Origin of the sequence: Hymenobacter jeongseonensis, from assembly GCF_015694725.1 — a bacterium.
Taxonomy (GTDB): Bacteria; Bacteroidota; Bacteroidia; order Cytophagales; family Hymenobacteraceae; genus Hymenobacter; species Hymenobacter jeongseonensis.
Window position 1 is genome coordinate 64,415 of record NZ_JADQDQ010000003.1, and the last position, 12,222, is coordinate 76,636.

Consider the following 12,222-nt stretch of genomic DNA (forward strand, 5'->3'; position numbering starts at 1 on the left):
GTAGGCCTCCTTTGCAAAGCTACGAAGCAGACAAGGCCTCGGCTGCGCCCGTGCCGCTCCCCGCAGAACCGCGTAGCCAACCCGAACCCAACAAAGGCCCCGGCCCGCGCAAGTGGGGACGTTTGGTGTTCTGGGGCAAAGTGCTGGTTACGCTTCTCACGCTGGGTTTTCTCTACAATTCCATTTTTGCCGCGCCGGATACGGCTGCGGCCTGGCGCACGCTGCTGGCTACCTCGCTCAGTGGCGCCGGGCGCACGCCGGTTCTGCTGGCCCTGGCGCTGGTGCCCGTCAACTGGGGCCTGGAGGCCTGGAAATGGTACCGCCTGGCCCGGCACCTCGAGCCGGTGACTTTTGGGCGCAGCCTGCGGGCGGTGCTGGTGGGCCTCACGCTGGGCTTTGCCACGCCCAACCGCGTGGGCGACTACGCCGGCCGCATCATTGAGCTGAAAAGCCGCCGAGTGAGTGCGTTGGGCGCGGTTTTTCTGGGGCGCTACTGCCAGTTGGTGGCCACGGTGCTGGCGGGCGTGGCGGGGCTGCTCTACTTTTTGCTGACCTTTTATTTCAATGGCTACCCGGCGGCGGGAGTTGGCATTAGCGTTTCAGCACTCCTGATTTGCCTGGCGGTGCTGGTGCCGCTGTATCGGTCGCGGCTGCTGCTGGCGGCGCTGGGGCTGTGGCGGCCGTTGCGGCGCTTCCGGCCGGCGCTGGCCATCATGCCCACGTATCCGGCGCAGGCGCTGCACGCGGTGCTGGCCATCTCTGGACTGCGCTACGCGGTATTTTGTGCGCAGTTTTTGCTGCTGCTTCACGCCTATGGTGCGGCCTCGCCCTTCGGGCCCGGGCTGGCGGCCGTGGCGGGCACTTTCCTGATGAAATCCCTCGTGCCGTCCCTCAATGCCCTGGCCGATGTAGGCGTTCGGGAGCTGTCGGCTACGCACTTGTTTGGCTTGTTGGGGCAGCCCGCGCTGCCCGTGCTCAGCGCCAGCCTGAGCCTGTGGGTGATAAATATTGCCTTGCCCAGCGCCACCGGACTATTGCTGGTGCCGGGGCTGCGGGTGCTGCGCTCAACCCGCCCCGGCCGATGACCGTGGCCGCCGGAATGGCCCTGCTGGCCCTGCCGCTGCTATACGCGGGCCTGATGGTATGGCTGCGCGACGGCTGGTACCGGGCCACGCGGCAAACGCAGCCCGCATGCAGCGATGCTCAAGCATCAACGCTTGATTCCAAGACAATTTCCAATTTAGTCAAAAGCAAGAGCTTTCCATCGGCAGCGGGGGGAGCAGATACGTTGCCGCTGTTCTCCGTCCTCATCGCGGCCCGCAACGAGGCCGCCAACCTGCCGCAACTCTTCCTAGACCTGGCGGCCCAAACGCTGCACAGTTCGCAGTTCGAAGTCCTGATTGCCGACGACCACTCCACCGATGCCACGGCGGCTTTGGTAGCGGCCGCTGCTCAGGCAATGGGCTTTCGATTGCGGCTAATCCCGCTGGCCTCCTCCCAAACGGGTAAGAAAGCGGCGCTGCTTGCGGCGCTGCAAGCGGCGCGCGCACCGTGGCTGGTGTGCACCGATGCCGATTGCAGAGTCGGGCCGGGCTGGTTGGCGGCCTACGCCGCGCTGCTGGAACGGACGCCCCAGGCCAATTTTATCAGTGGGCCCGTCCTGCTCACGGGCCCGCCCAATTTGCTGCAACTGCTGATGGGGTTGGAATTTGCGGGGCTGGTGGGAGTGGGCGGGGCCTGCATCACGCGCCAGCAGCCCACCATGTGCAACGGGGCCAATCTGGCCTATCGGCGCGAAGCATTCGAGGCCGTGGGCGGCTTCGTGGATAACCTGCATGTGGCCAGCGGCGACGATGAGTTTTTGTTGCACAAAATTCACGCGGCGTTTCCGGAATCGGTGCATTTTTTGGCCGATGCGGCCGCCATTGTCCGCACGGCCGCCCCAGAAACATTGCCTTCGCTGCTGCGCCAGCGGGTGCGTTGGGCCAGCAAGTGGCGGCATTACCAGAGTGCCGCGCCGCGCCGACTGGCCCTGCTGGTGCTGGGCGCCAACGTGGCCCTGACCGCTGGGCTGGGAGCAGGGCTGCTGTGGCCAGTGCTCTGGCCCTGGGTACTGGCCGCGTGGGGTATCAAACTGGGCGCCGATGCCTGGTTTCTGAGTCCGGTGCTGGCGTTTTTTGGCCAGCGCAAGTGGCTGTGGGGCCTGCTGCCGCTGCAGGTACTGTATGCGCCGTATGCGCTGGCGGTGGGAGCGGCGGGCTGGCGTGGTGGCTACCAGTGGAAGGGGCGGGCAGTGCGCTAGGTGACGTATTGCAACTTGACGTAATGGGAGATTATATAAAAATAAACACACCCGAATGCTTAAATGATAGAATGAATATTCGATTTATTGTTGTTTTAAATTGTTTATCAACTTTTCAAGTTTCTGCTCCTCAAGCTTTAACGGTGCAAAACTATACTCCGCGTTACTTCCATCGATATCTGAATAGTACCCCGTGTACAGCCAAACTTCTTTGAAGGGGAGATTTGCAAAATAGTCTCCTAAATTGTCAAGGTGATTGATTATGTCATCGAGTTCATAAGTAACAGTTCTGTTGTCTATTATCAAAATCACATCTTCTTTTCCAGAATGATTTTTATTGACTTACTTTCTAATTGATTCTATCATTAATTCATTAAAGGACTTTAAGTCATCACTTATTCGACTTTGAAATAAGAACTTGCTTTTGTAATGTGGATTTGCTATTAACATATCCTTGTTAATTCCTTGTTGTTTTAAAGTGCTTATCAACTTTTCGATTTCAAAGCTCGGAAATATGGTATTCAGTTTGACTAATTCGTGAAATTCTATGTATTCGTGATTGCTTTTTTGAGTGATTCTTTCCTGGTATTTGAAGGTCTTGAACAAATCGACTTCATCCGCAATAGCTGTTATTTCAATGATTAGTTTCTCTGAATTACTAAGCTCTAATTCGAAGTCCCAAGGTTTGTCCCTAGAAATAAATCTCACCCCGATATCTTCTTCGATAAATATTTGCACATATCGGCTTAAAAAATGATTGCAAATAATCTGTTCCCTTAATTCAATGTCCGGAATGGATAAAATTATTCTTGTTTTAGCCTTTCCATCTTTCTCAACGAGAATAAATTTTTGATAATTATTTTTATCGTCAAGTACTTGAATTGGATTAAAAGACTTTGCTGGTTTATTCGAATTCATTTTTTTAGAATTATGTCCAAAATTCAGGTTAATGCAATTGCATAAACCTTGCTAAATCCGGTGTGTTTGCCGCTGTTATTCCAACATCAAATAAGCTGCAAATATGGGCTCCGGCCCGAAGCTAGTGCCTGCAATGTAGCTTTTGGGGCGAATGCAAATGATGTGAGCCATGGCTTTGGGTGCAGCAAGCCGGGCTTACATTTGCCCAACTACCTCCTCACGCCAAATTCCCCGTGACTGACCCCGAATTCGACCTGCTCGACGAGCTATACTTCGTTACCCCGTTCCGCACGCTGCTGGAAAAAACCGGCTTGCCCGCCGCCGACTTGGAAGGGCAGCTGCGCAACTTGCTGGAACAGGGCCTCATCCGCAGTTTTTGGCCCGACCCCGACACCGAGTTGGCCTACGAAACCACCTCGTTTGGCGCCATTGCCCGCGATGCCTCGTACCTGGCTTCCAAGGAAGGCCTGTTGCAGCACAACACCCGCTAGCGGTGGCCACGGCAGTGTCGGCAGCAGCGGCAAAAGCAAATTCGGTGGCCCGGCCCCCGGGCTACTACGTGCGCCAGCGCCTGTGGCAAAACCGGCCCGCCGTGGCCGGACTGGCCTTTATTGTCCTCTGCACACTGGTGGCGCTGCTGGGCTACTGGGTGCTGCCCGACAACTCGCCCAATGCCAACCACGGCTTTGTGCAGATACAGAAGGAGCGGCCCGGCCTGCGCGTGCAGGTGTTGCGCCAGCCCCTGCCCGATTCGGCCCGCGACAACCAAGCCGCCGATAACCTCTTCGCTACCTGGCTGCGCGGCCGCGAGCCCGATGTGCAGGAAACCCCCATCGGCGGCTACGAATTTGCTGGCGATTCCATTATCCTCAAACCTCTGGGCCAGCATTCGGCCGAAGCCGGCCGGCTCCGGCGCCTGGCCCTGGCCGAGGTGGTGGGCCACCCCGGCCCCCGCGCCGACTTGCAAGCGCAGGTGAAGCAAAACCACCTCATTACCCGCACCTACTGGCTGGGCACCGACAAAGCCGGGCGCGACGAGCTGAGCCGCCTGCTGCTGGGTACCCGCATTTCGCTGGGCATCGGGCTGGTGGCGGTGCTCATTTCCTTGGTGCTCGGCATGGCCGTGGGCGCCGTGGCCGGGTACTTCGGCGGCTGGGTCGATTCGGTGCTGCTGGGCGTGATGACGGTGGTGTGGAGCATTCCCGGCATCATGCTGGTGATTGCCATTTCGCTGGCCCTCGACAGCAAAGGCGTGTGGGTCAGCTTCGTGGCCGTGGGCCTGACTATGTGGGTGGATGTGGCCCGCGTGGTGCGGGGCCAGATGCTCAGCCTGCGCTCGGCCACGTTCGTGGAAGCCGGGCGGGTACTGGGCCTGCCCACGCCACGCCTCATTGCCCGGCATTTGCTGCCCAATATGCGCGGCCCGCTCATTGTGCTGGCCACGAGCAACTTTGCGGCGGCCATTCTGCTGGAAGCGGGCCTGAGCTTTTTGGGCTTGGGCGTGCAGCCCCCCGCGCCCAGCTGGGGCCTGATGGTGAAGGAAGGCTACGACCTGCTCGGCACCGAGGCCGGCTTGTGGCTGACGCTGCTCCCTGGGGCCGCTATTTCGCTGCTGGTTCTCAGCTTTAACCTCCTCGGCAACGGCCTCCGCGACGCCTACGACCCCAAAACGCCGGTGGCTGGCTAAATTTGCACCACCGCGTGCATATTTCGCCCGCGTTGCTTACCTTGCTTACATGTCTCCTGCCCTTCCTATTTCTGCTGAGGCACCTTTTGTAGACTCTTCCGAGCTGCAGGCGGCCCACAATGAGCAAATCAAGCAGCTTCGGCGGCAACTCTTGCTTAAGCAGTTCGAGCTGGATACCGTATTGGGCGTGGCGCACGACATGACGGCCCGCGACCATACCGTCGACGAGCTTTACCACATGCTGCGCCTCACCCTGCAGGGCCAGCGCAACGTGGTGCAGCTCCTCTTGTTTGCGCGCGAAGACGACATTTTTCGGGTGCGGGTTTCCCTGGGGTGCGACTTGGCCGAGGCCGAAAAACTGAAGCTTTCGCCGTTCCTGATTGAGGGCGGGGTAACGCAGCCGCAAGCCGTGGAAGACCTGCACCTGGGGCCTGAGTGGGACAAGTACGAACTCATCATCCCCATTCTGCGCCAGAAGCAAGTGGCCGCCTACGTATTCGTCGGCGGTCTACGCTCAGATTTTGACCGCCAGCAACTCATCCCGTTTCTGGGCTCGCTGGCCAACACCCTGATTGGGGCCGTGGAAAACCGCCGCCTGCAAGCCCAGCGCGTAGCCGATGCGGCCGTGCGCAAGGAAATTGAGATTGCGCAGGAGGTACAGGCCATGCTGTTTCCCCGCAACCTGCCCAACGACAGTCACTTGTGTATTGAGCGCAGCTACGTACCGCACACGGAAATCGGCGGCGACTACTACGACGTGGTCGAAATCGATGCCGACCGCCTGCTGCTGTGCGTGGCCGACGTGAGCGGCAAAGGCGTGCCGGCCTCCCTGCTGATGTCGAATTTTCAGGCGGGCCTGCGCACGCTGCTGCGCCAGGGCGTAGAACTCGCCACCATCGTGCCCGAGCTCAACCACCTGCTGTTTCGCAACTCCGGAGGCGAGAAGTTTATCACGGCCTTTTTGGGGATTTACGACCGCCGCACCCGCTGCCTGCGCTACGTGAATGCCGGCCACAACGACCCGCTGCTCATCACCGACGACGGGGACGTGAAAACCCTCAAGGATGGCACCGTGATGCTGGGCATCATGGAAGAGCTGCCCTTGCTGCGCGTCGGCGAGATTAGGATACCGCCCCGTTCGCTGCTGCTGCTTTATACCGACGGCCTCACCGAGGTGTTTGATGCCGATAGCAACGAGTTTGGCGAAGAAGGCGTGCTGGCCGTATTGCAGCGCAACCGCTACCTGCCGCTGGCCCGCCTGCACCAGGAATTGCTGCATACCATCAACGAATTCAGCACCCAGGATTCGCAGTATGCCGACGACGTTACGATTCTGAGCTGCCGCTTCAAGTAAGCTGGCTCTCCGAAGCAGGCTCGTTTGCTTCTTCTAGCCAGGCTTCGGCGCGTATGAGCAGCGCCAGGCAGATAAAAAACACCGGCCCAACCTTGTCAACCTCCACCAGTTCATTCAGGGTGAGGTGGAAAACGATGATGACGAAGGCAAGCACGGCAGCCAGCACCACCCGTTGCACCTCAGGCCGCTGCCGCGCCCGATGATACAGACTTTCGGCGCGCAGCAAAGACGTTGCTACCAATAGCAGAAATAGCAGAAATCCGGGAATGCCCTGCTCAGCCAACTGTAGCAGAAAGTAGTTGTGCGTGGTCGATTTCTCGCGGTTGTCGCTCACGTAAGTCCGGAAGCTCTTGATGGTGTAGCGCTTGTATTCGGGGTAGAAAGTGGCGGCGCCGCTGCCCACTAGCGGCTTGTCGGCTATCATGCGGGCGGCGGCTACCCAGCGGTACACCCGCTCCATGCCCGACACGTCTTGCAGCTTATAAGTGGCAGTCAGGTGCTTTTCGAAGTTCTGGCCGTTGAAAACGGTGCGCTCGTAGTTGGGCGCAAATTCCATGTAGTTGTCGCCGCTCACCACGTAGCTGACCGCCAGCGACGTGCCCAGGGCCACGGCCACGAGCATCAGGCGCGTTAGGCGCCAGCGCATCACCACATAAAACAACCCGGCGATGGGCAGCGACAAAATCGAAGCCCGGGTGTAGGATGTGAGCAAGCCAAATAGCAAAATACCGAGCCCAACTTGCCAAAGCAGCCGGACTCCGGCGGTGCGCGCCGCCCGCATGGCCAGCCAGCCAAACGGCATGAGCAGCGCCAGCATGGTAGCGTAAATGACGTGGTTGCGAAAAAACGGGTGCAACGCCCAGTTAATGTCCTCAAAGCTGAAGCCTTTGGTGGCATGGCGCGCCGCTACGTAGAGCACGCTGAGGCACGCCCCGGTGGCATAAACGGCCACAAACCGCCAGGTTTCGTGCGGGCGCCGCACAATGAGCAGGGTGCCCAGCAAGAAGGGCGTGATGTACCACGCCTTGGCCAGCAGGTATTTGATGGACTTGGTTTTATCGACCGAAAAGGCGGTGTCCAGGGCAGTCCAGAGCAGCATGAGGCCCAGAATGAGCACCAGTGGGTGCAACCACTCGCGCCGAGGCAGTTGGCCGGTGCGTAGTAGCAGCGCCACGCCCACGCAGGCCGTGAGGGCCAACATGAGCGGCTCGGAAGGCACGTCCATGCTCAAGCCCCCAAACAAGCTGATTTCCTCCGTAAACGGCAGCAAAAAAAACAGCAGGTAGTACAGCCAGCGCCACTCCACCAGCGCCACGGCCAGGCCCACCACCAGCAGGCCGGGCAGGAGCAGGGCCGGCTGCTGCCGCAATGCCGCCGCCGCCCCGCCACCAACTAGCAGCAGCACAAATACCACAAAAAGGAGCTGGGCGCCATCTAAAGAGCGCCGAAGCCGGTGCAGCAGCTCGTTCACGGGCGGGTTCACGCCGGGCGGGTGGTCCCGAGCCGGTTGTGGCGGTACAGCTCCAGCAAGGCAATGAGCACAACGGAAAGCGCGAACGTCACCAGCACGGAACCCAGCACGATGAGCGTGCGCACGGGCTTAAACTTCCGAGTGGCGGGGTAGGCCTTCTGCACCAAGTACAGGCTGGAAATCCGGCCTTTGATGCTCAATTCAGCCGTCTCGAAAGCCGAGCGGGCCGCAATGAGGCGGGTTTGCAAGTCGATAACGCGTGTGCTGAACATGTTGAGCGAGTCGGTGCCCTGCACGTAGTTTTCCAGGTTGATGAGGTTGCCGCCGTCGGCGCGGGTGAGGCCGCGCAGCGCCCGGCGCAGGCCGGCCACGTCGCCGCCGCTGCCTTCGGCCTTGCGCAAAGCCGCCTCGGTTTCGATGATTTGCTTGGCCATGTAGCGGCCCTGCATTTCGAGGCCGTAGATGCCGTAGCGGCGGCGGGCCCCCACCAGCTCGCGGCGGCTGCGCTCGAAGCTGATGCTGAGGTAGTCGTAGCGCTGCCGGTAGAGGTCGAGCACGGTGCGGCGGTTTTCCAGGGTCAATTGCTGGTTTACCGAATCGATGACGTGAACCATCGCATTGGCCACGGCCGCCGCCAGGTTTTTGTCTTCGTCGGTGAAAGTCAACTCAATGGCGTCGCGCTCGTTGTGCACGATGCTGAAATTGCCGCTGAATTCGCTCAGGACAAAATTGTCGGTGGCATCGTCGCCTGGAGGGCCGGCCTTGTAGTGCTTGTAGAGGTCAAACTTTTTGATAATCAATTCCGCCACCGGCTGCGACTCGCCGATGGTGATGACCCGGTCCAGGTCTTCGGCCCGGCTGGCCAGTTCCAGCTTGCTGCGCGTCATCGCGTTGTCTTCCAGCAGGCGGTCGGGGTCGGCCGTTTGCGGGTTGGTCGGGATGAAAACAGCGGTGGAACGGTACACATTGGGCAGCATCAGGGCCACTACCACGCTCACCAAAGCGGCCAATGCCACGGCCCCGGCCACGAAGTATTTCCAGCGGTTGATAATGGGCCCGAGGCCCACCAGCGAGAAAGAAGGTGCAGACATACAGAGAGGAAGGCCACGTTCCCCGCGCTGATATGTAGTGGGCAGGCAGCGGAACGGTGGCGGGCAAAGATAGCCTGAAAATGGCCCGGTGCGGCCCGTGGTGCGGCTGCCCCGGCGCGGTGCGTAGCTTTGCGCGGCCGGCGCGAGCCGTTGGCTTTAACATCCGGACTTAGCGAACTCGACGGTATCAAACGGTTTTTTGGCAATATCAGCTTCGTCGTCCTCCTCAACCTGCTGGTGAAGCCGGCCTGGGTGGTGGTCGAAAACCTGGTGCAGGACCGGCTCGGGCACGCCACTTTCGGCCTCATCACGGCCCTGTCGGCCCTCACGCTGGTCGTGGCCGCCCTCTCCGACCTGGGCCTGACGCCCTACTCCGTGCAGCGCGGCGCTGCCGAGCCCACGTTTATGGCCGAAACCTTTCCCACGTTGCTGCCCCTGCGCGGCGCCCTCAACGCCGTGGCCCTGGCCGCCATGCTGGCCGTGGGCTGGGTGCTGGGCTACCGGGGCAGCGAGTTGGTGCTGCTGGGTGCCATTGGCACGGCCCTGCTGCTGGCCCAATACGGGCAGTTTTTGCGGGGCACGCTGCAAGCCAGCCAGCGCTTCAACACCGACGCCGTGCTTTCGGTAGTCGAGAAATTTTTGCTGCTGGGAGCGGTTGTGGTGCTCATTCCCGTGGGCCTCACGCTGCCCCGCTACGTGGGGGCCCGGCTGGCGGCGGCGGCCTTCACCACCGTGCTGCTCTACGGGCTGATGACGCGCCTCTTTGGCCGGGTGAAGTACCGCTGGCGCGGCCCTGTAGCCCGCTCGGCGCTGCGGGCCAGCCTGCCGTTTGCCCTCATGACTCTGCTGTACGGCGTCAACGAGCGCATCGACATGGTGATGCTCGAACGCTTGGCCTCACCCATCGAGGCCGGCTACTACGCCGGGGCCTACCGCTGGGTCGATGCCGTGATGATGTACGCCTGGACGGTATTGCCGCTGTTTTTTGCGAAATTCGCCAGCGTGTCCCGCGATGCGGCGGCCCAGCGCCAGCTGCTGTGGTTTGGGCAGCGCGTGGTCACGCTGCCGCTGCTGTTTGTGGTGGCCTTCGTGCTGTTCCGGGGCGAGGTGCTGTTTTGGCAATTCACGCACAGCACCCCAGCCGAGGTGGCGCGCATGACCTTTTGCTTGAAGATTTTATTTCTCAACGTGCTGGTTCACGCCTTTTTTGCCATTTATAGCACCTTGCTCACCAGCACCACCCACGAGCGGGCCGTGAGCTGGCTAGTGGCGGGCAGTATTGCCCTAAACATCGGGCTGAACTTGGTTTTGTTGCCCCGCTACGGAGCCGTGGCGGCCTCACTGAATACGCTGCTGTGCGCCGTAGCGGTGTCGGGAGGCTATCTGGTGCTGGTGGCGCGGCGCACGGCGGTAGGCGTGCCGTTTCGGCTATTGGCGCGCCTGCTGCTGGCTTTTGGCCTGCTGTGCGGCACGTGGTACATCCTGCAATTCGGCCTGAATAACGCCCTGGGCTGGTGGCTGGAAGCCTTGTTGATGGGGGTGATTTTCGGAGTAATTATTCTCGGGACGGGTTTGGTGCGCCAAGGCGAAATCAGCCAGTTGCTGCCGGGGCATAAAGCATGAGTAGCCGCCCTCTTCATATCGCCGTCAACACCCGGTTTTTGCTGCCGGGCGACCAATTGGAGGGCATTGGCCGCTTCACCTACGAAACGCTGCGCCGGCTGGTAGCCCTGCATCCGGACGTAACATTTCACTTCCTCTTCGACCGGCCGTACGACACGCGCTATTTGCTGGGGCCCAACGTGGTGCCGCACGTGCTGTTTCCGCCCGCGCGGCATCCATTCCTGTATGTCGCATGGTTTGAAGGCGTGGTAGCGCGGTGGCTGGCCAAGCACCAGCCCGCGGCCTTCCTCAGCCCCGATGGCTTTACGACTCTAAACACCCGAGTTCCGCGCGTGACGGTGGTGCACGACTTGGCTTTCGAGCATTTCCCGCTCGATGTGGGCCTGTTGCAACGCAAGTACTACCATTGGTTTATGCCGCGCTTTGCCAAGGCCTCGGAGCAGGTGGTGGCCGTGTCGGAGTTCACCAAGGCCGATATCGTGAAGACGTACGGCCTCTCGCCTGCTAAAATCAGCGTCGCCTATAACGCCCCGGCCGACCTCTTTCAGCCCCAGCCCGAAGCCGGGCAACGCGAAGTTCGCCGGCGGTTCAGCCACGGGCAACCGTATTTTTTATTTGTCGGCGCCTTGCAGCCCCGCAAAAACCTGGGCAACCTGCTGCGGGCCTTCGACTTGTTCAAAACCACGGGCGGCCCCGCCGCGGCCAACGCCCAACTGCTGATTGTGGGCCGCAAGGCCTGGAAAGCCGGCCCCATCCTCACGGCCTACCAGCGCATGCGCCACCAAACGGCGGTGCATTTCACCGGCCGGGTCGTCGATGCCGATTTAGCCGGGCTGTACGCCGCGGCCCGAGCTACGGTGTACGTGCCTTATTTTGAAGGCTTTGGGATTCCCATTGTGGAGGGCCAGGCCAGTGGTTCCGCCGTGCTCACGTCCAATGTCAGCTCCATGCCGGAAGTGGCCGGCAAGGGCGGGGCATTACTGGTCGACCCCAACGATGTCGAGCGCATTGCCGCCGGCCTCACTCAGCTGTGGGGCGATGCGGATTTGCGTCGGCACCTCATCGCCAAGGGCCACGAAAACCTGCGCCGTTTTTCCTGGACGCGGAGCGCCGAGGTCCTGTGGGAGGCCATTGAGGCCGCGACCCGCCGCCGTGCCTGAGGAATTTGCGCCGTGGTGCCCAGCCGCCTTCATTCTTCATCAAGCCAGGCGTTACTTTTGTGTCAATGGCTCGGTCGCACCCCTATAATTTCACTCACGTGATGCTCCCGCAGATGGCCTGGCGCCGGCCGGCCTCGGTGCGCCGCGAGCTGCGCGACCCTTACCTGGCCCGCGAGCTGCTGTTGTACATGTGGGAGAAAGCGGCCGATAGCCTGCCTGCCGCCGAGAAAGTAGCGCCCAAAGGCCTGCGTCTGAGCTGGCACGAAGTAGCCGGCCGCGCCACGGCGCTGCTGCACCTGCCGCCCCCCCAGGCCACCATGGAGGCACACTATTCGGCCCTGGTGTACGAAGAGGACGACGATCCAGACAATGCAGAAGCCGTGGAAACCCGCCCCCGCTACTTCACCCTGGAAGCCGCGCTGGGCCTGAGCAGCGCGGCCGGCACCGCCACGCTGGTGGGGGAGTGGTCGGGCGAGGTGCACCGGCACCTGGGCCGCGGCCCGGCGGGCGGCCAGCCCGATACTCACTTGGCTTTCCTCGAAACCCTGGCTTCGGTGCTGGGGCCGCGGCCCGATAAGGAAGCGCCGTTTATGCGCGTGGTGCGCTCCTGATGCCG

11 protein-coding genes are annotated in these 12,222 nt (G+C 61.0%); 8 read left to right on the forward strand and 3 right to left on the reverse strand.

Translation table 11 applies throughout. The annotated features are described in order from the left end of the window. Positions 1–11: 11 nt before the first annotated feature. Both I2I05_RS07215 and I2I05_RS07220 read left to right on the forward strand, forming a co-directional pair. Positions 12–1,085, forward strand: a complete 1,074-nt coding sequence (locus tag I2I05_RS07215; protein ID WP_196281567.1) for a lysylphosphatidylglycerol synthase transmembrane domain-containing protein — start codon at positions 12–14, stop codon at positions 1,083–1,085. Then, on the forward strand, positions 1,082–2,302 hold the full coding sequence (locus tag I2I05_RS07220) for a glycosyltransferase (protein WP_196281568.1): 1,221 nt from the start codon (positions 1,082–1,084) through the stop codon (positions 2,300–2,302). Before I2I05_RS07215 ends, I2I05_RS07220 begins: the two co-directional genes overlap by 4 nt. A 342-nt stretch (positions 2,303–2,644) precedes the next feature. Here I2I05_RS07220 and I2I05_RS07225 read toward each other — a convergent pair whose 3' ends face one another. Continuing rightward, on the reverse strand, positions 2,645–3,220 hold the full coding sequence (locus tag I2I05_RS07225) for a hypothetical protein (RefSeq protein ID WP_196281569.1): 576 nt from the start codon (positions 3,218–3,220) through the stop codon (positions 2,645–2,647). A 233-nt stretch (positions 3,221–3,453) separates the two neighbouring features. Between I2I05_RS07225 and I2I05_RS07230 the strand changes: the two genes are divergently transcribed. Genes I2I05_RS07230 through I2I05_RS07240 form a run of 3 tightly spaced genes read left to right on the forward strand, consistent with a single transcriptional unit; the run spans position 3,454 to position 6,261 of the window. Further along, the gene (locus I2I05_RS07230; protein ID WP_196281570.1) at positions 3,454–3,711 is read left to right on the forward strand and encodes a hypothetical protein; all 258 of its coding nucleotides are present in this window, start codon (positions 3,454–3,456) and stop codon (positions 3,709–3,711) included. A gap of 44 nt (positions 3,712–3,755) precedes the next feature. Next, positions 3,756–4,907, forward strand: coding sequence for an ABC transporter permease (locus I2I05_RS07235; protein ID WP_196281571.1), 1,152 nt, complete (start codon positions 3,756–3,758; stop codon positions 4,905–4,907). Positions 4,908–4,956: 49 nt separating this feature from the next. Next, positions 4,957–6,261 carry a PP2C family protein-serine/threonine phosphatase gene (locus tag I2I05_RS07240; protein ID WP_196281572.1) on the forward strand — a complete coding sequence of 435 codons (1,305 nt, stop codon included), beginning with the start codon at positions 4,957–4,959 and terminating at the stop codon, positions 6,259–6,261. Here the strand turns inward: I2I05_RS07240 and I2I05_RS22315 are convergent. Both I2I05_RS22315 and I2I05_RS07250 read right to left on the reverse strand, forming a co-directional pair. Then, on the reverse strand, positions 6,254–7,744 hold the full coding sequence (locus tag I2I05_RS22315; RefSeq protein WP_196281573.1) for an O-antigen ligase family protein: 1,491 nt from the start codon (positions 7,742–7,744) through the stop codon (positions 6,254–6,256). The genes I2I05_RS07240 and I2I05_RS22315 overlap by 8 nt on opposite strands. Then, the gene (locus I2I05_RS07250) at positions 7,741–8,823 is read right to left on the reverse strand and encodes a GumC domain-containing protein (RefSeq protein WP_196281574.1); all 1,083 of its coding nucleotides are present in this window, start codon (positions 8,821–8,823) and stop codon (positions 7,741–7,743) included. The genes I2I05_RS22315 and I2I05_RS07250 overlap by 4 nt, the downstream gene beginning before the upstream one ends. A 150-nt stretch (positions 8,824–8,973) precedes the next feature. On the opposite strand from I2I05_RS07250, the gene I2I05_RS07255 reads away from it, so the two are divergent. The 3 genes from I2I05_RS07255 (at position 8,974) to I2I05_RS07265 (ending at position 12,217) form a co-directional block, all read left to right on the forward strand. Further along, positions 8,974–10,446, forward strand: coding sequence for an oligosaccharide flippase family protein (locus tag I2I05_RS07255; RefSeq protein WP_196281575.1), 1,473 nt, complete (start codon positions 8,974–8,976; stop codon positions 10,444–10,446). Next, the gene (locus tag I2I05_RS07260; protein WP_196281576.1) at positions 10,443–11,606 is read left to right on the forward strand and encodes a glycosyltransferase family 4 protein; all 1,164 of its coding nucleotides are present in this window, start codon (positions 10,443–10,445) and stop codon (positions 11,604–11,606) included. The genes I2I05_RS07255 and I2I05_RS07260 overlap by 4 nt, the downstream gene beginning before the upstream one ends. Before the next feature lie 101 nt (positions 11,607–11,707). Continuing rightward, the gene (locus tag I2I05_RS07265; protein ID WP_196281577.1) at positions 11,708–12,217 is read left to right on the forward strand and encodes a hypothetical protein; all 510 of its coding nucleotides are present in this window, start codon (positions 11,708–11,710) and stop codon (positions 12,215–12,217) included. Positions 12,218–12,222 lie beyond the last annotated feature (5 nt).